Source organism: Clostridium sp. BL-8, assembly GCF_002006495.1.
Taxonomy (GTDB): domain Bacteria; phylum Bacillota; class Clostridia; order Clostridiales; family Clostridiaceae; genus Clostridium.
In genome coordinates, this window is sequence record NZ_LZZL01000016.1 from 49056 (window position 1) to 73995 (window position 24940).

Here is a 24940-nt window from a genome sequence, read left to right on the forward strand (position 1 = left end):
AATCAATCAAGCACAGGAACACACGATTTTATTAAAATACCGTTATTATTTATACTGCTGATGATTTTTACATCAACTCCATAAGCTGACTTTAACTTATCTTCAGTAACTACATCATTTACACAGCCTACTGTAAATTTATTATTTCGTTCAAGTAAAGCTACCTTTGTAGAACATAAAAAAGCATGATCCGGGAAATGAGAAGTCATTATTATACCTAGCCCATTCTTCGATAGTTTATTAATCTGTTCTAGAACCTTTACTTGATTTCCAAAATCTAAATTAGATGTAGGTTCATCCATAACCAATATTTCAGGTTCCTGAGTTAAAGCTCTTGCAATTAAAGCCATCTGCCTCTCTCCGCCACTTATTTCTGTATAAATCTTATCCTTAAGATAAACTATATCCAAAGCTTCAAGTGCTTTTTCAGCAATTTCAACATCCTTTTGAGATGGTGATGCAAACATTCCCAAGTGAGCTGTACGCCCCATTACTACTATATCTAATACTGTAAACGGAAATGGCGGCACATGAGCTTGTGGTACATAACCGATAACCTTGGCAAGTTTATTTTTCTTCCAGCTTTTTATATCATGACCGTCTAATTTAATCTTTCCTCCATGGAGTTTTAAAAAACCTAATATACTTTTAAATAAGGTTGTTTTACCAACTCCATTTGGTCCAAGTAAAGTTAAAACCTCTCCAGATTCAACTTTTACAGATATATTTTTGACTATAGTTTTAGAATTATATCCACAAGAAACATTATCAATATCTAAAATCATTCCGCTCTCCCCTTTCCTTTTAAAAGTAAATAAATGAAAAATGGTGCACCTATTATTGCTGTTAAGATTCCAAGTGGTATTTCTATTGTAAAAAGACTTCTAGCCACATCATCTACAAGAATCATAAAAGTAGCTCCTATTAATAGTGAAGTTGGAAGTAGTATTTTGTAATTAGGTCCAACTATCAATCTAGCTATATGAGGTATAATTAAACCTATCCATCCAATCATTCCAGCAACAGCTACTGAAGATGCAGTAAGTAAAGTTGCACAAAAAATAATAATCAAGCGTATCTTTTTTGTATCAATTCCCATTGCTTGAGCTTCTTCTTCTCCAAAAGAAAGAACATTTATCTTATACCTAATCAAAAATAGAGGAATTGTAGTAATAAGAATCGGCCCTATCATCACAAGAACATCTTTCCATGTAGCTGAATTCAATCCACCCATAAGCCAAAAGGTTATAGCCGGAAGCTTGTTATCTGGATCAGCAACATATTTTGTTATGGAAGTAAATGCTGAAAATAAACTTTGAACTACCATTCCCGTTAAAACCAATATTAAAATAGCGTTATTTTTTCGTCCAACTATCATACTAAGAAAATAACTTAATCCAACTGCTAATATTCCAAAAATAAAAGCTGATATCTGTACTTCCATCCCAGTAAAAGATAATAATATAGCTAACGCTGCACCAAAACCAGAACCTGCAGATGCTCCTAAAATATCCGGTGATACCATTGGATTTTTAAATAATCCTTGATAAACAGCTCCCGCCATTGATAACGCTGCACCAACAAAAATCGAAACAATAATTCTTGGCATACGTACACTAAAAAGAACAGTTTCAACCGTATCAGGCCATGTCTTTTCAAATCCAAAAACTTTTCCTAGCATTATATCTACCATTTGAGAAACTGGTATAGCATAACGTCCAGTGCAAATAGATATTATGATTGCTGCTATTAGTAAGAAAACCAGAATTCCCATTATGGAAAACATTTTGATTTTGCCTACCTTCTCCAATAAATTTGATTTATGAGTAATTTTTTCATATTTTTTTGTAATATCCATAACACCAACTCCTATCTAATATAATTAATTTTACATTCGTAGTTCATCTAACTTGCTATTTCCTCATTTATTTGTTTCTCTAATAAATCACTATCTTGCAGTTGCATTTTTTAATAAATCCTGTACTTCATCATCGTTAAGATTGTAATTATAGAAAATCTTATAGAAATTTTTCATTTCCTTACTTATATCTAAATTTACATATTCAGGATATAACAAGTTTGCTAACCATTGAGCACCGAATATTCTTACTGCAGAAGGCGGACGATCAAATAAATTAAACGGCAACGATGGAATCTTATATATTTTTTTATTTTTGACTGCATTAATATTTGACCAATTTGAATCACTATAAACTTTGCTATAAAAATCCCCTTTAGCAGCTGTAGCACCTTCTAAAATTACATCTGGATTCCAAGATAAAACTTGTTCCATAGATACATCTGCCATGGACCCAACTTTTGTTTCTGATATATCAGCAACATTTTTACCTCCAATAAGATCCAAAACTTCAGTATGTACATTTCCTGAAATATCAGTTTGAAGCCAGCTTGTACCCTCTGCATAATAAACTTTTATCTTTTTATCTTCAGGAATATTTTTTACGAGTGATTTTATATTATCAAGAGTTTTTCTTGAATAATCTGCAAGTTCTTTTGCTCTGTCTTGTTCACCAAGACACTCGCCAAGAAATTCATATACCTTATCAGTTGAATCAATATCAACAGATACTTTAACTACTGGAATATTAACCTGTTTTTGAAGATCATCTGCTGCATAGACACTATCTTCATCTGAACATACAATTAAATCTGGCTTTAATTTTATAATACTTTCATAATCAAGTTTCTTATCAGAAGTTGTCCCAATCACCGGAAGATTAAAAAATGTTTCATTAATGTATTTCTTAGCTTCTGGCTTTAAAGCAAAACTTAAACCAATAACTTTATCTGGTGCCAAAGTATATAAATCCACCGTTGTATTATTACTAAGTGAAACTACCTTATTCACTTTTGCTGGTATTGTCACTTTTCTACCTGACATATCAGTAACTTCACGAGTTGATACTTTTGAATTATCTGATTCTTTTTTGTCTTGTATTTTTGTACATCCAAATAAAGAAATAATGCACATAAAAACAATTATTAAAGCATTCAAATTTTTTAAATATTTTTTCACTAATATTCCCCCTTAATTATTATCTTTTAATTTATACATAAACATCATTTTTGATTTAGATATAAGTTTTCATCCTTAAATTCTATTAATTTTAAAACTCAGTTGTAATTAAGAATCTAATTAAAATTGCTAGGAGTGAAACATTTTTAATTACGATTCTTAATTAAACCTATTTATAAATAAAAAACATTGGTGTAAAAGCTTTTATTTAAAACTTTTAATTCCAATGTTCATCTTCGAATAATATTTTTAATAATAAAAAAGCACTTATAAAAATAACTTGTATTTTTATGGTGCTCCTCTTTGAGTCTTTAATATAATTTCATTAGATTTCGTTAGTTTTTGTACTGTTTTATTTATATTACTATCAATTTATTCTCTTGTCAAGTATTTTTAAACAGTATTAAACATATCTAAACAGGATTAGTTTAATTTTTTTGTACATCATTTAACATAAATAAAAAAATACCTGAATTTTTATAGTAATCTCTGCCATTCTTAAGAGAAAATATAATAAATTCAGGTTTATCAATAATAGTTTTTAATAAAATTTAATTTTAAAATCCATACGCTCTGCCGTTTTTTGTTTTTTAACTATAATAAAGTTTTAGGTTTCTCCAACAATTTTTCCTGCATCTGATAAATCATATCCTTTCGCTTCACTCATTTCATCTTTAAAGCTTTCAGATAATAAAATTTGGATAATAGCATTAATAATAGAATCTGTTGAATTATCTTTTCTTATGATTAAATCATATCGTTCCTTTTGCATTGGTATAAAACTAATTTCCTTAGAATGTAAATAAGTATTTTCTGTACCTATTCCTATATCAGCGCTTCCTCTAGCAATTGCACTTACAATGGCTGTTGGCATAAAAGCTTCTCTATCATATCCATTGATTTTGCTTCCGTTGATCCCATTTAACTTCAAATACTGATCTAAGAGAATTCTACTTCCACTACCTGGTTCTCTATTAATAATAGTAATATCATTTCTTTTTAAATCTTCCCAGCCTTTAATTTGTTTCGGATTGTTTTTCGCTACATAAAAACCTTGAAGCCTATAACATATATTTATAATAACTGTAGAGATACCTGGAAGCATGCTCTTTACAAATGGGATATTATATTCTCCTGTTTCTCCATCCCACATATGAGCTGCAACTGCTTGAACTTCATTCTTATATAAAGCAAACAATCCAGAATAACTCGCTTCATATGCCCTTAATACATTAATCCCTTTAGAACTATATCTTAGATTTCTAGATAAAACATCTAAAATATTATCTTGACCGCAAATTATGAAGTTATTTAAAGCATTTCTTCTCTCTTGAAAGTTATTATGTCCAGTAAAGTGCCTGAAATCAGGTTCAGGAATTATACTATCTCTTTGAATACTTTTATTAATTTTTTTTTCACGAAGCTTTCTATTTTTAAGCTTATATTCTTCTACATCAGCGACATCTATTCTAAGTTTATTACCAACTTTATATCCATTTAATTCTCTTCTTTTTATCAGTTCGTATACTGTACATTTAGATATCTTTAACATATCTGCAACTTCCTGAGGTGTTAATATTTCATTTTCCATCTAAATTAACCTCCAATCTTTTTCCTGTGTCTATTTTGTTTATTTACTCAAATTGAATTTATTATATTTTAACATTAAATATATAAATTTACTATGTTTTATGCTATTAATATTAATACCATCTCTTTATTCATAATTTATATATTTTTCGCTATCTCTATTTATTATTTAATAAATATAAAGTTGATGTAGGATAATGTTTATATTATTTTACATCAACTTATTTACTTCAATTGTTACTTTTCAAACTATGAATGAATCTTATTTCCAATCTTCAAAAAACACTCCTGAATATTCGATAGGCATATATTTAGAAAAAAATTCTTTTAAATCTGCATTTGGATCAACGTTCTTGAATTGTTCCGGCCATAATTTCTTCGATATATATTCAATCATTGCAAAACCATATGGATACTTAGCATAATTAAAATGGAAACCATATAATTTGCCATTTTTAATAGCTGAAAGATCACTCCAACCAGCTCTCTTTGTATATTCTCCTAAATGCTCTTTAGATTGTTCATCATTCATAAAGTACCCAAATCTCATAATATTTGAATTAGGATCCCAATTTGCCCCACCTATCATAATCATATCCGGATCTGAAGTTAAAACTATTTCAGGATTTAGAGCATCCATTCCATGTCCTTCTCCTATATTTTCAGCACCCAGCCTCTTAAGAAGTGCTCCAAGTCCATTAGTTGTATCTCCTCTAGTAGTTCCAATTTCACTAGGCGTTACATTTCCTAGTTCAAAATAGACAGAAGGCTTCTTGGGACTTTCTTTTATAGCTTCACTAGTAGTTTTTAATACATTATCTATTTTACTCCTAGCATATTTCACCATTTCATCTGTTTTTTCTTTGTACCCTAACATTTCACCTAACATAGACATACTATCAAGCATACTATACAACGGATCATTTTTAGGGTTAGAACCATCTCCATCGATAACTACTACAGGTAATCCAGCTTCCATTAATTTTTTAACACTACCCTTTTCTATAAATGCATAATCAACAATAATAATATCTGGATCAAGCTCTATTAGCTTTTCACTACTTACTGAATCATCATATACACTTCCACATTGTACAATCTTACTCATATCAAAGGTTTGAGAGTACTTATTATACATATCTATATCATTTGCTTTTAAATCTTGCCCTACAGAGATTACTTTTTTATCAAAATCTTTTCCAAGTATTGCTGCTAATATATTTGTATCCATATAACGCAAAGTAACTATCTTCTTGATATCAGTTGATAAAGTTACTTGCCTGCCAGCCATATCTGTATATGTTTTTGTTGCAGCTGTGCTTTTTACAGCTTCATCCTTTTTACTTGTTTCCCCGCATCCCACCAAGGCGATAACCGTTATTATTGAAATTAAAAAGCATATTAATCTTTCCTTTATCTTTTTCATTTCAGTTCCTCCTCTTAGTATATAGTTATTTAAATATTACCTCGATTACTTATTCCATTGAGCCCATTGTATACCTGAATATTGCATCTCCATATATTTACCAAAAAATTCTTTTAAATCTTTGTCAGGGTCTAAATCGCTAAATTCTGTTGGATATAACATCTTCGCCATTTCTTCAACTCCTGCAAAACCATAAGGGCGAATATATAAATTGTAATGGAGCGCATAAAGTCTTCCATTTTTAATTGCATTTAAATCAGACCATCCAGTTCTTTGTGTATAAAGACTTAAATGTTCACTAGCACTTTCCTGTGTTGCAAAAAATCCAAGGCGCATAATATTATCATTTGGACTCCAATTAGCTCCGCCTATGATAATGATATCTGGATTTGAGGCAAGTATCTTTTCAGCATTTAATGGTTGACCTGTAACCCCTATACTGATACTATCTGCACCAAGTTTGTCCCAAACATAGCCCCAGCTAGTTTTTACATCACCATCTGTCTGACCAACCTTATCTGGAGCTACATTGCCACATTCCCAATACAATATTGGCTTTTTACCTCCACTTGAAACGACCTTTTGAACTCTTTCTAGTACAGTATCAGTTTTTCCTTTAGCATAATTAAACATTTCATCAGCTTTTGATTCTTTACCAAGCATTTTCCCTACCATTTGCATGCTCTTTAAGGGTCCATAAAAAGGATCAGAATTATTATCCATAAAAACAACCGGCAATCCTGCAGAAACCATTTTTTGTATGCAATTTTTATTGAAGAATTGTTTATCAACAATAATTATATCTGGATTTAGATCTACTACAGCTTCCACATTTATTGCATCATCATAAACACTTCCAAGTTCCTTCATATTATCAAGATTTTTATACACTTTGGAAAACATATTATATCCATCAATATCGCTACTTTTAAAACTTTGACCTACAGCCACTAATTTTGTATCTAGTTCTTTACCTAAAATTGAAGAAAGCATATAGATATCCATTGTTCTAACTAGAGCAATACGCTGAATATTAGTAGACAACTTCACTTCCCTACCAAGCATATCTGTAAACACAGCAGTAGAATGCGATACTGCTTCGTTATTTTTTTCTGCTGTATTACATCCAATTAATGATACTAGCATAACCAAAATAAATAATAGCTTTAAAACTTTTCTTTTAATATGTATTTGCTTCATTGTTATTCCCCCTTACGTATATGATTAATTAAATTTGAGATACTAATTTATATTTATCAGTTTCAGCAAAAATATCTACAAATTCTATAACTTGTTTACCTTGTTTATTTACATATATTTCACTATCAATCTTATAAATTTCCCTTACCATTTCTTTTGTTAATACTTTTTCAGGTGTTCCATGAGAATAGACCTTTCCTTCCTTCATGACGACAATATTATCAGCATATCTGGATGCGAGATTAATATCGTGCATTACAATTATCACAATCATTTTTTTCTCATATGCTAAATTTGATATTGTATTAAGCAAAGAGAATTGGCGATGTATATCTAGATTATTTAATGGTTCATCTAAAATTAAAACCTCTGGTTCTTTTATTATTGATTGAGCCAACAACACCATTTGTAGCTGCCCACCACTTAATTCGTTAATTTTATTTTTTGCTAAGTGTTGTAATTCAAAGGCATCTAAAATATCATTTACCTTTTGTTCTTGCTTTTTATTAACCTTAAGAGTCAATGTATTCATAAGCCCTAAAAGTACAGCTTCAAAGACAGTTATTGATGCATCATTTTGCGATGTTTGTGGCAAATAACCTACCTTTTGCTTAATGAACTCTTTTTTCTGCTTGTTAAGTTTTTCTCCTTGATAATACATCTCTCCATCACATTTATATATGTTTACAATACATTTAATAAGTGTAGATTTTCCTGAACCATTTGGACCAATAATGGCTGTTACATTATTATCAAAAGCCAAATTAATGTTATTTAAAGAAAATTTAGAAGAATGTTTATAACTAATATTTTGTATTTTAAGTGTCATTTTCTTCTCACCTACCTTGTTTTAAAATAAGTACCAATAAAAATGGAATACCAATAATTGAAGTAATTATTCCTAATGGAATCTGTACCCCAGCTATAGCTACCTTGCTTAGGACTGAAGAAGTAGATAACATCAATGCTCCAGTGAGCATTGATGCTGGAATGAAAAATCTTTGTTCTTCTCCTACCAAAGACTTTGCTATATAAGGTGAAACAAGTCCAATAAAACCTATAGTTCCAACAAAGCAAACCGAAATGGAAGTTATTACAGAAGATAATATTAAAACCTTTGTTCTTAACTTTTCTACATCAATTCCCAATGCAGTTGCAGTGTTTTCTCCCATACATAATGATGTAAGTCTCCATGATTCTCTAAATAGAATTGGTGTCACAATTGCAAGTACTACAAAAACTATGGTATCTTGTTCCCATGTTGCTCCTAAAATCGAACCCTGTGCCCAATTAGTTATACCTCTTAAAATTTCATCTGGTACAAAATACGTAAGAATGGAATTTAATGCTGTAAACATAAAACTTATAGCAATCCCAGCTAAAATTATTGTTCCTCTATCCTTTTTTGCTTTTCCCACAGAATAAATAAAAAAAGAGGATATTAATGAGAAAGCAAAGGCAAATATAGGAGTGGCATAATTACTCATAGATTTCGGTAAAAATCCATATCCAAAGATCAATGACAAAGATGCTCCAAACGATGCAGCCGCGGATATTCCCAAAGTATAAGGACTAGCGAGATTATTATTAAGTATAGTCTGCATTTCCATGCCTGCAACTGCTAAGCCTGCACCAGCGAGTAGTGCCATTGTTGCTATTGGTAATCTCATTACCCTAACAATTATGTTTACTTTTTTACTTAGTGACTCAGGATTAGTTAGTGAAGTAATTACATCAAAAATATTTAATATTGCTGGTCCAGTTGATAAATCAATTACAAAGCTGCTTAATACAAGTAATGCTAAAACTATCAAAGCTATTACCTTTCGAAAAATAACCAACTTATAATTTTGTGACTTTTCAACAATAAGCTCTTTAGAATTTGAATTTATATCCATAAAATCTTCCCTCCAGACTAATTAGAATTAAGCATATAAAAGTACGTCAAATTCAATATATCTTCAATCAAAAATATCACACCATCGACCCCTGCATAACTGCTTTTACTTATACTTATTTTATCAAATACCGGGTAAGTATATTGCAGGAAAGGAATATCCAATTCATCAGCTACCCCTCTATCAAGAGATGATCCAAAAATCATTACTGAGTTTGATTCTACAACATCATCACGCATTATCTCCTTGTCTTTCTTTCGTTCAGTATCAATTAAAACCTCTACAACCATTCCTAGTTCAATTTCCAAAAATCTCTTCATACCATATATTCTTGCCTTGTCTCCTAAAACAGCTACTGGCATCCCCCTAAAAGCGTCTATAAATGAATGGAGCTTATTTATTAATTCTAATGCTATAGTCTCCTTTTCATAAAAACTCTTTGGTATTTCAGTTGATAATGATTCCAATATTTTATTAATAAGATTTCTACTGCCTACTACTCCATATGGATAACTAACAGTGATATATGGGGTTCCAAATTTTTCTTTTAACATTTCTCCAACAAACTCAAATCCATCTAGTACAACATTTAACATTGCTGACGGTACTTTCATAATGTTCTGATAGCAATCATAAGGAAAAATGGAATTAATATATACACAATCTTTCAGCATATTTTCAATATTAATTAAATCAGAATCAACCTTATAATCATCTGAGAGAAAACCAATTAGATTAATTGAATTTTCAATAATTTCTTTTGGAGTCATTTCATTAATTAATAGTTTAAAGGCACTCTCCATACCTCTTATTCCTGAATCATTAAATCCAGGTTCATTTAACAAGAAAATATTATCTAAATTATTTTTCCTCTTATATTTGTTAATGACTTCCCCTGCATCATCATTTATTATTTCAGGTATACATCCAGTTATTACATAAATGACTTTTGCCTCATAAAGTTTTACTGTATTTTCTAAAGACTCTTCTAAAATTTTTTCTCCTCCATTTATTATTTCCTCTTCATAGATTACTGTAGATGTTTGTCTTATATCATTTATTTTTGATGTTATATGAAATGCTAATGTTCCCCAATTACAACCAACTGTTGAATGGATCAAGATCACGGAATCTTTAATGCTTATAACCACCCTGTATGCTCCGAATAACCTACATTCACTATCACAATTCATATTTTTTCCCTCCTCTCTGTAACCAGAGAATATCCCACATTTTTCTACTTACCTCTTCATTAATATCCATATCTCCAGAATTTTCTAAATAGGACCCTGTATTTTCATTCGATACAGTTCTATTTAATATATCTATATAATGAAGAATAAATTTTTCATAATTATCAAAATCTAATGGGATAAATGCTGGCGGATTAATATATTTGGAGCTTTTATCACACATATCTCCAATGTATATATCTGAATCCTCTTCTAATGTGATCATTTCATCATTATTGAAATTAATTTTCCAAGGTACCTCATAATCTAATTTGCTTAAACTATCTATTATATTCTCTTTTGCCATCTCAAATAATTGATTTTCAGAAAACAAACTCATATACCTATTTTGTTTTACTGTAACAGCTATATATTTTATTTTCAGTTTTAATACATAACCATAGAAGTTTATTAATTTACATATGTTTCTAAAATCCTCACAATATATAACACAAGTATATTTGCTTAATTGAAGCAATTGATTTTTTAGTTTATCTTCGATATCAATTTTTCTCTTATTTAAGTACTTATTTAATTTCTTATATGATCCAATTTTCTTAGCTACATCAAGATAAAATTCTTCAATTCCATCTAAACCACTATAGCCATAGTCTTCATTTCTTACTATCATAAATTCAGTTCCATATAATTCTTTCATTTTTATTACCCATTTAACACGACTAGTTATTATATTGAGTGCTGCTCTAGGAGCTGTTTCTAGTTCTTGAACAGAGCAGTTTGGTATAAATGTATTTATTTTTATTCCCATCTTCTCGAATTCTTTTTTCATGCCATTTACAATAGGATTTTCATTTGTTCCCCAATAAAAACCGCATATATTTATTAGATTATCATCTACTTTTTGAGGTTTCATTACCTTTTGTACTATTGCTTCCATCGCTTCCGAAAATCCACAGCTTTTTAAATTGCCGTCATCTATTTTTTTATTATTTTCACAGATGCTTTTTCGTGCATTACTTCTTTTATCAGCATGAGAAATCTTTTTTGATTTTACATATATTAGCTTACAATTAATTTGAGGCTGTATTTCTCTAACAACTCCCTCTATATCATCATTAGTCACGTCAACAGAAGATGCTGGAATTATTCCAATTAAGGATGGATTATATTTTTTCACTGTTTCAAGAATTGTTTTCTTTAATTTTTCACTACCTCCCATTATAATATCTTTCTCTTTTAATCCTGTACATTTTAGATTATATGCCGGCTTCCAGCTCCTTCTACAAACATATCTGTAATGAAATCCACATCCACTAGATCCATGTAAAATTGGGATTGCGTTTCTAATTGTTGAAATTGCAAATATAGCTCCAGAGACCTTTCCACTTGGTGTGAACTCATGGATATATGGAATTCTATCATAAAGATAACTATTTTTATAAAACTCTCTTAGATTTGCATACATGTTATCACCACTTTCTAAAATATCAATGATCTTTATCTGTCCAAATCCATATTTTTAAATAAAAAAAGCACTAATAAAAATAATTTATATCTTTTTTAGCACTCAACAGTGAGTTATATTATAAAATATATTTAACTTCTTAAAATTCTTAATTTATAATATATTTCTCATAATCAGTTTTTATGTATTATCATTTTGTTTTGTAGGCTAATTTTACATTATTTTTTAAATATTCTTATAAATAAAAATTATAGAACACCTCTAAATCTTTTTCCGGATCTAAATCTGTAAACTGATCAGGATAAAATGCTTTTATTAATAGCCACGATAATTTTTTTAATAATTTTTTTTTATTTTCTTTCATTAATAATCCCTCCCATTTTAAATTTCACTATATTTTATTTCATTTAAATCCACAGTTTTATTGCATCCTGCTGACATTAAAATTATCATTTATAAACATAGTATTAAAGCTATTTATCATATCCTTATTAGTTTTAAAATAAAAAGCACTATTTAAAAAGAAATTTTTCTTTTTAAATAGTGCTCAACATTGAGATTATAATTCCTAACCAAACATAAACTATAATATTCTATAATTTCATATAGCTTTTAATTAAGTTTTGTTTGGTTTCGTTTAGTTTCGTTTATTATATAATATATTATAATCTATTTATTTATTTGTCAAGTACTTTTTCTTATGGATATTTAAATCCAACTTTTTAAGTAAAACCATTATATTTCACTATGCAGATTTTATTACTGTTAGTATTTGCAACACAAAAAAAGAATTGAATAACATTATATTCATTCAATTCCTCTTTCAATACTTTAAATTATATAAATTGATTTATTAAATCCCCTCATTCAACCTTTCCAATAAACTTTTGTACAACTTTTACACCTGCTAGCTACTAAGTGAACTAAGCATCTCCTTAACCTCAGTCCCCTTTAGAATAGCTTCAGCAGCTTTTACAACTGCAGTTTCGATAGTTTCACAGGTCATAAACACTTCTATGCCCATATTTTTGAATTTCTTTTTAGGTTCATCCCCAATCCTAAGGCATATAACTCCTGCACAATCATTAACTACTTTGGAGAGTTTAGTAAATTTATCTTCTTCCTCTTCACATACTTCCTTACCATTGCAGAACTTATCTACATCTCTTTTTTCAACATATTTGGCATCTCCGTTTTTATATTCATAAATAAGGAATTCTGTTGCATGTCCAAAATGCATATCTACTCCAACTCCACTCTTTGAAGCTATTGCAAATCTAAGAGTTTTTTCCTCTATATCCTTAACTTGAGGCCTATTAAATTTTTGAGATTGATCATCACCAAGTAGCCCAATAGCATCAGCTCTGCATTGCTTGCAATGATACATCTGTTCTAAATGTTCACCGCATTTATTTCTTAAATCCATTATTTCTTTATTGCTTGTAAGAGGCATGTTTTCAAACACACTCCCCTTTACAGGTATCATTTGCATTATATTTGTAATTCTAGCACCTAATGTTTTAACTTTCTTAACAACTTCCTCTATATGCTTATCATTAATTCCTTTAAGCATTACTATATTAACCTTACACATTATACCTCTGTCAGCTAAATATTTAAGACCAGACAATTGATTGTTTAAAAGAATTTGTGCTCCTTCTTCCCCTGTATATGTAACCCCTAAATAATCTACGAATTTATATACCTTAGCAGTTATTTTAGGATCAATAGCATTCATAGTTATTGTTACATGGCTTACTCCTAAATCAATTAACTCTTGAGCATAGAATGGAAGCATTAAACCATTTGTTGATAAGCAGAAAGTAACTTCTGGATCATGTTCTCTTATAAGTTCAAGAGTCTTTTTAACATTATCAAAATTTGCAAGTGCATCACCTGGACCTGCTATTCCGACAACCTTTAGATTATCCATTTTAGATTTTACTAACTTATATTTTGCAAATGCCTCTTCTGGCGATAGTACTTCTGTTGTAACTCCTGGTCTGCTTTCATTGACACAATCAAATTTTCTTAAACAGTAATTACAACTTATATTACATTTTGGAGCTATTGGAAGATGCATTCTTGCATACTTATGAGCTGATGAACAGCTAAAACAAGGATGGGTCTTAGTCTTCTCTTCTACTACATTTCTATCTACAACTTTAAATTCCACTTTTTTCTCCCCCTTAAGTTCTAACTCTTCACTTTTTGCAGTTAGTTCTATGTTTTTTTCTTCTTTATAATATTCATTATATAAATCTTCTCTAAACGTTGATTCTGTTTTAGCTAGCATAACATTTGCAATTTTATCGCTTAAATCAAGAGAACCTTCATATCCAATGGATAATATTCTCTGTCCGCCAACTCTGTCATGTATTGGGAATGATGCCCTTACTAACGGCACCTTATGTTTCTCTTCTATTCTCCTTCCATCAGAGCTTCCGAGCATGACATTTACATCGTTATTTAGTACATAATTTTCTATATCTTTAAAGTCTGCTTTATCTAAAATTGTACATTTTTCTGCAAATAGGTTATCAGAAAGTTCATCAACTTCTTTTCTCAAACTTTTTTCAAGTCCTGGGCATACATCTGCTGTTGCAATTAAAGCTGGAACTGATCCATTTTCCACTGCTAATCTTGCACAAGAATAAACAAAATCTGGTTCTCCAAATATAGCTATTCTCACTTCTGCATTATATTTATGAGAATCAATCATAGCATCTAAATATCGTCCTCGTTCTTTTATATACTTTTCTGGAATTTCTTTTCCAGAAATTTCAGCTAATACTTTTAAGAAATTATCAGTATCTCTAAGACCTCTAGGCACGTTGATTCTATGATTTTTTACTCCAAAAGCTTTCTCTAAGTAACTTCCAACAGAATATTCTTCCTTTATAAATGTAGACAGTTCTATTGTAGCTTTGGCGCCTCCCATATGTTTGATTTCGTCTATACTGGTTCCATTACTTGGCAGTCTATTATACTTTTTACTATGAACGCCATCTAAGTTTTCAGATATATCTGGAAGTAATATATAATCTATATTAAAATCCTCTAGCATTGTCTTTAAATATCTAGTATCTGCACTACTTATTGGTCCAGTAACCACGTTCACTTTTTGATTCTTAGTACTATCCATTTCTGTATTTTCAACTACCGCTCTTAATGCTGTAAAATATCCACCATATTGAGTTCCTCCATATCCTGGAGATTGTATTGGTATTAATTTAATCTTACTTTCAGGATGTTTTTCATAAAATATCTTAGATAACCTTTTTACATCTTCTCCAATGGTTTCAGCAAGACAAGTTGTCCCTATTCCTATTACCTCTGGATTATATAGTTTAATTAAGTTTTCTACACCCTTAATTAAGTTATTTTCCCCTCCATACACAGTACCTTCTTCTGTCAGTGAAGATGAGGCAATATCTACAGGTTCATTAAAATGAGTTGCCATATGTCTTCTAATATATGTGCTGCAGCCTTGTGAACCATGTAAAATCGTCATACAATTTTTAATTCCATAAAGTGCTGTAGCAACTCCCATAGGCATACACATCTTACATGGGTTAACAGTTAGATTTACAAAACTTTCTTTAGCTGTCTTCATTATCTTCACTCTCCTTTACATATTTCCATACAGGACTGTTTATTGAAAGATTTATCTCTTTAGCAAAATTTACTGCTCCGATAAAGCCACCAAGAGGGTGCTTTCTTTCATGATTATGATCGCAAAATGCTACTCCTAATTTATAAGCAAGAGGCCTTTCCTTTACTCCTCCTACTAAAATATCAACATCCTGTTCAATCATAAATTTTTCCAATTCATAAGGATTTGCGTCATCTAAAATTACAGTTCCTTCATTAACCAAGGAATTTATAATCTCATAATCTTCTTCCTTTCCAGTTTGTGTTCCAACCATTACTGTGTCTATTCCAAGTTCATTAAATTGTTTTATCAAAGATATAGCTTTAAAACCTCCACCTACATATATAGCAGCCTTTTTGCCTTTTAAATTTTCTTTATATTTATTTAAAATAGGCATTATCTTTTCTTCTTCCTCTTTAACTAAAGCTTTAGTCCTTGCCATCATTTCCTCATCATTAAAAAGACTTGCTATTCTGATCAGAGAATTTTTAGTATCTTCTAAACCAACAAAACTAATCTTAACGAATGGAATTTCCATTTCCATTTCCATTCTTTTTGCTAAATATGTCATGGAACCTGCACATTGGACTACATTAAAGCTTGCACTGCTGGATTTAATTAATTTATCATAGCTTGCATCTCCAGTAATAGTTGATATTACTTTAACGCCCATCTTGCGCAGATACTCTTTTACAATCCAAATCTCTCCTGCCAAATTAAAATCCCCAAGCATATTTATTCCTTTTTCTTTAGGTAATATATTTCTTGAAAACAAATTCATTAGTGCATTGCATGCCATTTTATAACCTTTAGATTTGTTTCCTGAAAAGCCTGGTGCCATTACAGGTATAACTGGTACTTTATACTTTTGCTCAGCTATTTTGCAAACAGCTTTAATATCATCACCTATTACTCCAACGATGCAGGTAGCATAAACAAAGATTAATTTCGGATTATGCTTTTCCATTATCCCTTCAATTGCAGCAGTTAGTTTCTTTTCTCCACCAAAAATAACATCCTGCTCACTTAAATCTGTTGAAAAACTATTTCTATATAAATCTTCACCACTTGAAAGACTTCCTCTTATATCCCAAGTATAGCTTGCACACCCTATTGGTCCATGAACTATGTGATATGCATCAGTTATTGGATTCAAAACTACTCTTGCACCGCAATAAACACAAGCTCTTTGGCTGACTGAACCTGAAACACTATTTCCATCGCACTTCATAGAATTTTTATTATTGCCTTCCTTAAAGCAAACAAAATCTTCTCTTTCTTCAAGAAGCGAATTACTTATTCTCTTTTCCATAAAGTTTGCACCACCTTTCATAAATGTAAAATTAAACTCTTGAAATTTTATGCTATTTAAAAAGCTTAGAGTTTAATAAAACCTGAAAATTAACAGTTAACAACGAACAGCTAACATTAAAAATATTATATATTCAGGCATTTTTCGTTAATTGTTAACTCTTAACTATTAACTTGCTTTACCTTATTTCTTTAAATAATTATTTTTTATTATCTTTAAAAAAATTACATTTTTTTATAGAAAAAATGAGCAATTGCTATGCTTTAACATATACAATTGCTCATCATTGAGTTTATTTATAACAACACATATCTTGTATTTGAGGGGTATTATTTTGGTTAATACTTATATTATTTTGCACACCTTTAGATTTTAATTTACATTACTAATTCAAAATCTTCATCCTTAGAATCTCTATCCTGTCTGTCCATTAATGCACCAAGCATTAATTCTAGTAATCTCATAGCACCTCTGTATCCAAATGTTGGCATATAAGAATGAACGTATCTGTCTAATACAGGGAAACCAATTCTAACTAATGGAATGTCTTCAGCTTTTGCTATATATTTACCATGAGTTCCACCCATTAATAAATCTACTGATTCATTCTTTATTAATTGATGTAATTCAAAAAGATCAGTATCTTGTTTTGCAATACAGCCTTCAACACCAAATTCATCAAATAATTCTTTCATTTGCTTTTCAAATACATTAGATGGAGTTCCTGTAATTACATACTTAGGAATCATTCCAAGTTCTAGCAAGAATTTAGATAAAGCAATTAGTACATCTGGATCTCCATATAAAGCCACTTTTTTCTTATCATAATATGCATGAGAGTCAATCATTATATCAACTAATTGTCCTCTTTCTTCTTCGATTTCATATGGAACTTCTTGCTTGCTAAACTTGCTTAATTCCATAATTAAATCATCTGTAGCACCAACACCTATTGGCATTTTTAAAGTTGTATAAGGAACTTTATATAATTTTTCAAGTGTAGATGCACCTGCTTCAGAAGCAAAGCTTCCAAGGGCTAATGTTTTTTCACAGTCACCTAATTCAATAATATCTTGAATCTTTGTACCACCCTTTGGATACATATCATATTTTCCAGTCATTGGAGCATCTAAAACTCCACTTGTATCTGGTAACATTGTAAAATCTACACCCATAAGTTTTAACAATCTCTTTACTTCACGCATATCACCAGGATTGACAAATCCAGGTATTACGCACATTTTTCCATTTTTCACTCCAGTTGTTTTAGATAAACCTTTAATGAAACCTGAAACCATATTAGAAAATCCAGTAATATGTGATCCAACATAACTTGGGGTATTTGCATGTAACACGTATTTTCCTTCTGGAATATCTATATCCTCAATAAAGCCTTTTAAGTCATCACCTATAGTTTCCGATAAACATGTAGTGTGAACAGCAATTATTTCTGGATCATACATATCAAAGATATTTTTTACAGCAGTTTTAATATTACTACCACCACCAAATACGCAGGCACCTTCACTAAATGATGAACTCGTTGCTATAGCTGGCTCCTTAAAATGTCTAGATAAGACTGTTCTGTGGTATGAACAACATCCTTGTGATCCATGACTGTGTGGCATACATCCATGAACTCCAAGAGCTGCATACATAGCACCAACAGGTTGACATGTTTTACTAGGATTAATAGTAATAGCTTCTCTTTTCTTAATTTCTTTAGGAGTTAAATCTAACATTATACCTCACCTCCAAATGTTCCTTCTAAAATTGATTCTGTTTTCCATGGAGCCACAGTGTATCCCCATGCTGGTGTATATAAACTCATAGTTAAATCTCTACCAAAGTTTACAGCACCTCTAAATCCTGCATAAGGTCCGCTATAATCATAAGAGTGCAATTGTCTTGATAATACGCCACCTTTTTGAATGATATATTTATCCTTGATACCAGAAAAGAACATATCAACTTTTAATTGTTTAATGAATTCTTCAGTTTCAAATTCATTTAAATCATCAACTACAATTGTACCTTTCTTCATATCTTTCATCATACCTGGATAATATTCTAAGTTAGTTATTTCTTTCTTTAATTCTTCTAATTCCTCGTCAGTTTTTACTGGTCTGTATTTATCAGCAATCTTTTCTACTTCTAATACTTCAATGTTCTTTAAATCTGCATCTTCAACTATAGTTGGTATAACTTCTCTACCTTCATAGTCATCTCTATGAGCAAATTCAAAACCTGCAATTAATGTTTCTACGCCTAAATCATTTAATAACATTTGATAATGGTGAGACCTTGATCCACCCACATATAAACCTGCAGTTTTTCCAGTAAGCTTGCTTCTATAATACTCCATAGGTTCTTTAAGTTCTTCAAGTTCTTCTGCTATTACTTGTTCAGTTTTAGCTGTTATTTCTGGATCATTGAAGAATTTAGCCATATCTCTTAAAGTTCTTACTGTACAATCAACACCTATAAAATCAACTTTTATCCATGCAGTTCCATATTGAATTTTCATCATTTCTGCTATATAATTAATTGAACGGTGACACTGAACTAGATTTAATTCTGCACAATGAGCTTTACGTAAATCGTCAATACTACAATCACCAGTCATGACAGATATTACTTCATAGCCTATTTTATCAAGAATTCTTTCTATTTCCCAAGCGTCACCACCTATGTTATATTCTCCAAGAATATTGACACTATGTTTGTTTGTTTTGTATTCTTGAGTACCTATTACTGATTTAATAAGTTTGTTATTTGCAATATGGTGACCAGCTGATTGTGACACACCTTTATATCCTTCGCAAGGGAATGATATACAATCAATTCCATATAATTTTTTTGTTTCTTCTGCAACAGCTGGAAGGTCATCTCCAATTAATCCAACTGGACATGTTGCACATATAAATATTGCTTTTGGATTAAATATATCTACAATTTCCTTAATTGCTTGTTTTAATTTCTTTTCTCCGCCGAATACTATATCACTTTCACCTAAATTTGTACTAAAACAATATTGAATGAAGCTTCCATCACCTTTTTGTGGTAAAGCCTTATTTCTTCTTGTTCCCCATGAATAATATCCACATCCTATTGGTCCATGAGTTAAAACTACAATATCCTTTAATGGTCCAAGAACAACTCCTTTACATCCTGCATAACAACATCCTCTATGTGTCATAATTCCTGGTATAGTTCTTCTATTTGCATCTATCTCTTGTGTTTCTTCTTCAAGTTCAAGCATATGTTTTTTTCTATTTTTGTAGACTTTTGCACTATATTTGTCTAAAACGCTATCTACTTTACTCATTTTTTCACCTCCATATATTAGATGGCTTCATCGCCCGCTTGTCCGTCTCTTACTCTGTATACTTCTTCAACTGGTATTACAAATATCTTCCCATCTCCTGGAGTTCCAGTCGAATTAATATCAATTACTGTATCTATTACTGTTTTTACTTCTTCATCTTTTACTACTAATGTAATAAATCTCTTAGGAATTAATCTTCCTCTTTCTGATAAGTTTTCTCCATATGGTGTTGGTGGTATTTCCCCAGCTTCCATATAAGCTTCAACTAAAGCCTTATCTATAGATTTTTTACCTCTTCCAAGTACTTTTCTGCAAGTAATTGATGGGAAACCAGCTTCAGCAAGTGCTTCTTTAGTTTTATTAACTTTATTCAAACGAATAATACACATAACTTCTTTCATAAAGCTACTCCTCCTAATTTTATAATAATGCTTTCCCGCTACTTACAGTGTATGCTTCTTCAACTGGTGAAACAAAGATTTTACCATCACCAAAAGCACCTTTTTCTCCTGTTCTAGAATTTCTCATTATAACTTTTATAACATCATCTTTATCTTCATCTTTAACTACAATTAAAAGCATTTCTTTAGGTAATTCATCATAATGAATTTCACCTACTTTAATTCCTTTTTGTTTACCTCTTCCATATACGTTCATCTTAGTTACCTCTGGAAACCCCGCATCCAATAATTCTGAAAGTACAGTGCTAACCTTTTCTGGTCTTATTATTGCACGAATCATATACATATCTCTCTATCTCCTTTTATTATATATTTTGCTTTTAGATGTTATTTATTTTGAACATATACATTTCAAATTTTTTATCCTAGATATCCATTAAGCCATATTCCATTAAGATTTCTTCTAATCTCTCTTGTTTCATTGGTTTTGGAATAACAAACATTTTGTTCTCATTTATATTCTTAGCTAATGTTCTATATTCATCTGCTTGATCTGCTTTTGGATCAAATTCTATAACTGTTTGTTTGTGTATTTCAGCTCTTTGAACCATATTATCTCTTGGTACAAAGTGAATAAGTTGGCTTCCAAGTTCTTTTGCAAAAGCTTCTAATAAGTCTAATTCTTTATCAACTTTTCTGCTGTTACAAATGATACCGCCTAATCTTACTCCACCAGTTTTAGCATATTTTTGAATACCTTTTGAAATATTGTTAGCTGCATATAATGCCATCATTTCTCCAGAAGCAACGATGTATATTTCTTGAGCTTTACCTTCTCTGATTGGCATTGCAAATCCACCACATACAACGTCTCCTAATACATCATAGAATACATAATCTAAATCATCTGTATATGCTCCTAATTGTTCAAGCATTCCTATTGAAGTAATGATACCTCTACCTGCACATCCAACTCCTGGTTCTGGACCGCCTGATTCAACGCATCTAATATTTCCATATCCTGTTTTCAAGATTGCATCTAATTCGATTTCGTCTCCTTCTTCTCTTAAAGTATCTAGAACTGTTTTTTGTGCTAAACCTCCGAGAACTAGTCTTGTAGAATCCGCCTTAGGATCACACCCTACTATCATTATCTTCTTTCCCATTTCAGCTAAAGCTGAAGTTAAATTTTGTGTGGTTGTAGATTTTCCTATACCACCCTTTCCATAAATAGCTACTTGTCTCATATAAGTTTCCTCCTTTAAATTTGAATGTTTTATTATACAACCCCATCAGGGGATTATATCAATAATTGTAATTTTATAACTATAATTAGCTATAAAAAAAAGAATCTATTTCGTTTGACTATTTTAAGCCATAACAAATAGACTCCCTTGCCTTTAATATGATATATATATTACAATAAAATATATTAATATAAAATATTAGAAATAATCCTAAACTTCATTAAAATTATTATTTTATAATATATATGATGTAATAATGTAATAAAAAAAATCTAAGAATTAGTCTCTTCCTTGAACTAAACCTTAGACTTCGTTGCCTTAAATATTATTTATCTTTGCTTTAATTTCTATTTTGTTGTTGAAATTATAATATCACAAATATCACTTTTTGCAAATACTTTTTTAATAAAATTTTATTTTTTTTTATGATAACGGTTTAATGCTTATATTTTTTGCATTTTTAGCTAAAATCTCTTATCAGATTACTACATCTCCTGTGAGCGTCATACGTTTTTCACCAAATTCTTTTATTTCAAATCTATTTCCTTTAATTTCATATTCATATTGAGAATTAATAATGATTTTATTTTCTTCAAATTCTATACTTAAGGTTATTGTATCTAAAATTTCACTATTAGAATATAATCTAACTTTTTTGGGCGAATAAATACTCTTTTCACCTTTTTCTGTATAAACTGTTACAGTATTGGTAGATGTAATTAACGCTTTAACAGTTCCATCCTCATTGAATTTTAACGAATTCGTATCTCCATGAATTCCAACTGCATTAATATCATATGCATCTATCTTTCCAATAGGTGTATTTATTGCCACCGGCCTAAAGGGTTCACATGACTTAATCTTGCTATTTTCATACAAAGAAAAGCCTATTCTGCCCATAAATTTGTATTCCCCTATTTTTAGCTCAATTCTTTCTTTAGGCCATAAAGTCAAGCTCTTTAATTCACCACTTTTATAATAATGCAATGACATAATCTTAGCCTCAAAAGATGAAAATTCAAACTTAAATTTGTATGCTTTTGCTAAATTATATTCATCTTCTTCAGACCAATAACCAGATAATTTTCCATCCAGAATAAATAATCTGTTTATTTGTCCACTTTCATAGAAAGTGATTTTTTCAACTTCAAATTTGCCTAATTTAGTATTAATAATAGTTGACGTATCTAAAGCCATACTCTTAATATTTCCATTTTTATAAACTTTCATTGGTGGAAATTCCTTTCTTCTTTCATAAGGAAAATCATATAACGGAACTAATTTATATCCCAAAACTTCTAATTCACTTTTTTCTTCTAAATTATAAGTTTCAGGCTCTCCTGTAGAATAGTAACCTGCAATCTCAGCTCCATTTAACGTACCATACTTAGTTTCTATTTTTCCCATAATAATCATCCCTTCCTCAAGAATTACTTCTTATTAATTATTACCTTATAATCATTTCGTCCAATCTGAATAATTTCTAGTTTCATTTCACCATTATTTTCCCTATCCATTAACCAAGGTGGTACATGACAACAGCGTACCTCTATTTTTTCTGTATCTTCCTTCTCCCAATAAGGAATTATAGCCTTTTTGGAAGACAATTCTGGATTTGTCAATTCTAATTCCTGCAAATCTATTAGATAATATCCCTCTTTAATTTTTTTGCCAACTTCTACTTCTCTTGCCTCTAATTCTTCCTGTTCTAACTCTTTTACTACAATTTCATCTAAATAATCTAATGGATTACCGTCCAATTCCCAAATACTGAAATCTTCCATATAAAATGTACTATAAGGAATTCCAAATGCCTTTTTCACAATAATACTTTTACATTCCTCAAACTCACTAAGCAATTTTTGATACTCTGAGCGTATTTCATTGATTCCTCGTTTTCCACTAGTTCGATTAATTAAGATAACTTTTTTAACTCTCCAGGCATATTTGTCCTTCATAAATATTTTAATATATTTTGCCTCTTCAAAAGTACTTATTACATCCTTTTCTTCTAAAAATGCTCCTATTTCATTCATGTTGCCTCACTCCTTCGAACTTAATTTTTAAATAAAAAAAGACACAGTTAAAATACTGCGTCTTTGCAAACTAATTTAATGATTTGTAGTTTTATACTATAACATTCTTCATGTTTTAGCAAGTATTTTTCCTATATCTTTTAAATCATATCCTCCCAAACTTTTCATTTCTCTTCTAAACTCTTCACTTTGAACAGTACTTAACATCAATTTATATATAGAATATTTCATATCTGCTTCTTTTATAACCAAATCATACCTTTCTTCTTGAAGCTTTACAAAATCAATCCCTTCTACCTGTCTTGCAATTTTTTCATTTCCTATTCCAACATCTCCTTCACCTCTGGCTATACTTCTTGCTACAGCAAAATGCGATTGTTTTTCAACATTATACCCATTAATTTGTTCATTGGATATATTGTCTGCTCTTAATTTTTCATCCAGGAGAATCCTTATTCCTGAACCTTTTTCTCTATTAACCATAGTTATATTAGGATTAGTCAAGTCACTCCAGGTATTTATATTATATGGATTTCCTTTAGCCACATAAAATCCAACATTTCTATAAGCCAGATTTATTATTAGACAAGGAATTCCAGGAAGCATCTTTCTAACAAAAGCTACATTATATTCACCTGTATCCCCATCCCATAAATGTACTGAGGATGCTGAAATTTTTCCATTATACAAGTCATAAAGACCAGCGTAACTTCCAGTATTAGATCTAAGCACTCTTATATCTCCTGCCTTTGCTCTTATGCTTTCTGCAAGCACATCTAAAATTACATCCTGTCCAGATATAATAATATCACTATTATTGCCTTCAAATTTCATAACATTATTTATTGGCTCTTCTTTTGTAGCTTCATTTCTAAAAACTTGATGATTATTATTTTTATAAGGCATCTTCTGATTATTTATATAATTTTCAACGTCATTTTTGTCTATTCTTAATTTTTTGCCAACCTTGTAACCAGGTAATTCTCCTCTTTTAACCAATTCATAAACAGTATTTTTAGTTATCTTAAGTAATTCGGCAACTTCAATTGCCGTTAGGGATTGCTCCTTTTCCACAGAACTCCCCTCCTTCTTCAATAATATATCATTCTAACACTTAAAAATAAGAATTTCTAGTAAAAATATAATATTTTC

21 protein-coding genes are annotated in these 24940 nt (G+C 30.3%); all 21 read right to left on the minus strand.

Annotated features, from left to right (window positions below):
• Positions 1-2: 2 nt before the first annotated feature.
• A complete protein-coding gene (locus CLOBL_RS07665; RefSeq protein ID WP_077858479.1) occupies positions 3-785 on the minus strand; it encodes an ABC transporter ATP-binding protein in 783 nt (260 codons plus the stop codon).
• Positions 782-1858, minus strand: coding sequence for an iron ABC transporter permease (locus tag CLOBL_RS07670; protein WP_077858480.1), 1077 nt, complete (start codon positions 1856-1858; stop codon positions 782-784). The genes CLOBL_RS07665 and CLOBL_RS07670 overlap by 4 nt, the downstream gene beginning before the upstream one ends.
• Positions 1859-1948: 90 nt before the next feature.
• Positions 1949-3037, minus strand: coding sequence for an ABC transporter substrate-binding protein (locus CLOBL_RS07675; RefSeq protein ID WP_242953797.1), 1089 nt, complete (start codon positions 3035-3037; stop codon positions 1949-1951).
• 607 nt (positions 3038-3644) lie between these two features.
• Positions 3645-4628, minus strand: a complete 984-nt coding sequence (locus CLOBL_RS07680; RefSeq protein ID WP_077858481.1) for a helix-turn-helix transcriptional regulator — start codon at positions 4626-4628, stop codon at positions 3645-3647.
• A 261-nt stretch (positions 4629-4889) separates the two neighbouring features.
• Positions 4890-6053 (minus strand): ABC transporter substrate-binding protein, encoded by a 1164-nt coding sequence (locus CLOBL_RS07685; protein WP_077858482.1) that lies wholly within the window; start codon positions 6051-6053, stop codon positions 4890-4892.
• 45 nt (positions 6054-6098) lie between these two features.
• Positions 6099-7253: an ABC transporter substrate-binding protein gene (locus tag CLOBL_RS07690; RefSeq protein ID WP_077858483.1), complete on the minus strand. Its 1155-nt coding sequence runs from the start codon at positions 7251-7253 to the stop codon at positions 6099-6101.
• Positions 7254-7281: 28 nt separating this feature from the next.
• The gene (locus CLOBL_RS07695; protein WP_077858484.1) at positions 7282-8082 is read right to left on the minus strand and encodes an ABC transporter ATP-binding protein; all 801 of its coding nucleotides are present in this window, start codon (positions 8080-8082) and stop codon (positions 7282-7284) included.
• A 7-nt stretch (positions 8083-8089) separates the two neighbouring features.
• On the minus strand, positions 8090-9151 hold the full coding sequence (locus tag CLOBL_RS07700) for an iron ABC transporter permease (RefSeq protein ID WP_077858485.1): 1062 nt from the start codon (positions 9149-9151) through the stop codon (positions 8090-8092).
• A 17-nt stretch (positions 9152-9168) separates the two neighbouring features.
• On the minus strand, positions 9169-10344 hold the full coding sequence (locus CLOBL_RS07705; protein WP_077858486.1) for a nitrogenase component 1: 1176 nt from the start codon (positions 10342-10344) through the stop codon (positions 9169-9171).
• A complete protein-coding gene (locus CLOBL_RS07710; protein WP_077858487.1) occupies positions 10334-11809 on the minus strand; it encodes a nitrogenase component 1 in 1476 nt (491 codons plus the stop codon). Before CLOBL_RS07710 ends, CLOBL_RS07705 begins: the two co-directional genes overlap by 11 nt.
• A 235-nt stretch (positions 11810-12044) precedes the next feature.
• Positions 12045-12173, minus strand: coding sequence for a hypothetical protein (locus CLOBL_RS28920; protein WP_278281324.1), 129 nt, complete (start codon positions 12171-12173; stop codon positions 12045-12047).
• Between the two features lie 543 nt (positions 12174-12716).
• Entirely contained in the window at positions 12717-15425 is a 2709-nt protein-coding gene (nifB, locus tag CLOBL_RS07715) for a nitrogenase cofactor biosynthesis protein NifB (RefSeq protein WP_077858488.1), read from the minus strand.
• Positions 15412-16776, minus strand: coding sequence for a nitrogenase iron-molybdenum cofactor biosynthesis protein NifE (nifE, locus tag CLOBL_RS07720; RefSeq protein WP_077858489.1), 1365 nt, complete (start codon positions 16774-16776; stop codon positions 15412-15414). The genes nifB and nifE overlap by 14 nt, the downstream gene beginning before the upstream one ends.
• A gap of 377 nt (positions 16777-17153) precedes the next feature.
• A complete protein-coding gene (gene nifK, locus CLOBL_RS07725) occupies positions 17154-18518 on the minus strand; it encodes a nitrogenase molybdenum-iron protein subunit beta (RefSeq protein ID WP_077858490.1) in 1365 nt (454 codons plus the stop codon).
• Positions 18518-20104 carry a nitrogenase component I subunit alpha gene (locus tag CLOBL_RS07730; protein WP_077858491.1) on the minus strand — a complete coding sequence of 529 codons (1587 nt, stop codon included), beginning with the start codon at positions 20102-20104 and terminating at the stop codon, positions 18518-18520. The genes nifK and CLOBL_RS07730 overlap by 1 nt, the downstream gene beginning before the upstream one ends.
• A 17-nt stretch (positions 20105-20121) precedes the next feature.
• Positions 20122-20505, minus strand: coding sequence for a P-II family nitrogen regulator (locus CLOBL_RS07735; RefSeq protein ID WP_009170519.1), 384 nt, complete (start codon positions 20503-20505; stop codon positions 20122-20124).
• A gap of 19 nt (positions 20506-20524) precedes the next feature.
• Complete coding sequence (locus CLOBL_RS07740; protein WP_009170518.1) at positions 20525-20851, minus strand: P-II family nitrogen regulator; 327 nt, start codon at positions 20849-20851, stop codon at positions 20525-20527.
• A 79-nt stretch (positions 20852-20930) separates the two neighbouring features.
• A complete protein-coding gene (gene nifH / locus CLOBL_RS07745; RefSeq protein ID WP_077858492.1) occupies positions 20931-21752 on the minus strand; it encodes a nitrogenase iron protein in 822 nt (273 codons plus the stop codon).
• Positions 21753-22229: 477 nt separating this feature from the next.
• Positions 22230-23159, minus strand: coding sequence for a hypothetical protein (locus CLOBL_RS07750; protein WP_077858493.1), 930 nt, complete (start codon positions 23157-23159; stop codon positions 22230-22232).
• A gap of 23 nt (positions 23160-23182) precedes the next feature.
• Positions 23183-23788 carry a Fe-only nitrogenase accessory AnfO family protein gene (locus CLOBL_RS07755; protein WP_077858494.1) on the minus strand — a complete coding sequence of 202 codons (606 nt, stop codon included), beginning with the start codon at positions 23786-23788 and terminating at the stop codon, positions 23183-23185.
• Positions 23789-23896: 108 nt separating this feature from the next.
• Complete coding sequence (locus CLOBL_RS07760) at positions 23897-24862, minus strand: helix-turn-helix transcriptional regulator (RefSeq protein ID WP_077858495.1); 966 nt, start codon at positions 24860-24862, stop codon at positions 23897-23899.
• Positions 24863-24940 lie beyond the last annotated feature (78 nt).

What these genes read in the sequence shown, in the direction of transcription:
- CLOBL_RS07665 (WP_077858479.1), bottom strand. Translation starts at nt 785, where the DNA reads ATGATTTTAGATATTGATAATGTTTCTTGTGGATATAATTCTAAAACT.
- CLOBL_RS07670 (WP_077858480.1), bottom strand. Translation starts at nt 1,858, where the DNA reads ATGGATATTACAAAAAAATATGAAAAAATTACTCATAAATCAAATTTA.
- CLOBL_RS07680 (WP_077858481.1), bottom strand. Translation starts at nt 4,628, where the DNA reads ATGGAAAATGAAATATTAACACCTCAGGAAGTTGCAGATATGTTAAAG.
- CLOBL_RS07685 (WP_077858482.1), bottom strand. Translation starts at nt 6,053, where the DNA reads ATGAAAAAGATAAAGGAAAGATTAATATGCTTTTTAATTTCAATAATA.
- CLOBL_RS07690 (WP_077858483.1), bottom strand. Translation starts at nt 7,253, where the DNA reads ATGAAGCAAATACATATTAAAAGAAAAGTTTTAAAGCTATTATTTATT.
- CLOBL_RS07695 (WP_077858484.1), bottom strand. Translation starts at nt 8,082, where the DNA reads ATGACACTTAAAATACAAAATATTAGTTATAAACATTCTTCTAAATTT.
- CLOBL_RS07700 (WP_077858485.1), bottom strand. Translation starts at nt 9,151, where the DNA reads ATGGATATAAATTCAAATTCTAAAGAGCTTATTGTTGAAAAGTCACAA.
- CLOBL_RS07705 (WP_077858486.1), bottom strand. Translation starts at nt 10,344, where the DNA reads ATGAATTGTGATAGTGAATGTAGGTTATTCGGAGCATACAGGGTGGTT.
- CLOBL_RS07710 (WP_077858487.1), bottom strand. Translation starts at nt 11,809, where the DNA reads ATGTATGCAAATCTAAGAGAGTTTTATAAAAATAGTTATCTTTATGAT.
- CLOBL_RS28920 (WP_278281324.1), bottom strand. Translation starts at nt 12,173, where the DNA reads ATGAAAGAAAATAAAAAAAAATTATTAAAAAAATTATCGTGGCTATTA.
- nifB (WP_077858488.1), bottom strand. Translation starts at nt 15,425, where the DNA reads ATGAAGACAGCTAAAGAAAGTTTTGTAAATCTAACTGTTAACCCATGT.
- nifE (WP_077858489.1), bottom strand. Translation starts at nt 16,776, where the DNA reads ATGGAAAAGAGAATAAGTAATTCGCTTCTTGAAGAAAGAGAAGATTTT.
- nifK (WP_077858490.1), bottom strand. Translation starts at nt 18,518, where the DNA reads ATGTTAGATTTAACTCCTAAAGAAATTAAGAAAAGAGAAGCTATTACT.
- CLOBL_RS07730 (WP_077858491.1), bottom strand. Translation starts at nt 20,104, where the DNA reads ATGAGTAAAGTAGATAGCGTTTTAGACAAATATAGTGCAAAAGTCTAC.
- CLOBL_RS07735 (WP_009170519.1), bottom strand. Translation starts at nt 20,505, where the DNA reads ATGAAAGAAGTTATGTGTATTATTCGTTTGAATAAAGTTAATAAAACT.
- CLOBL_RS07740 (WP_009170518.1), bottom strand. Translation starts at nt 20,851, where the DNA reads ATGTATATGATTCGTGCAATAATAAGACCAGAAAAGGTTAGCACTGTA.
- nifH (WP_077858492.1), bottom strand. Translation starts at nt 21,752, where the DNA reads ATGAGACAAGTAGCTATTTATGGAAAGGGTGGTATAGGAAAATCTACA.
- CLOBL_RS07750 (WP_077858493.1), bottom strand. Translation starts at nt 23,159, where the DNA reads ATGGGAAAAATAGAAACTAAGTATGGTACGTTAAATGGAGCTGAGATT.
- CLOBL_RS07755 (WP_077858494.1), bottom strand. Translation starts at nt 23,788, where the DNA reads ATGAATGAAATAGGAGCATTTTTAGAAGAAAAGGATGTAATAAGTACT.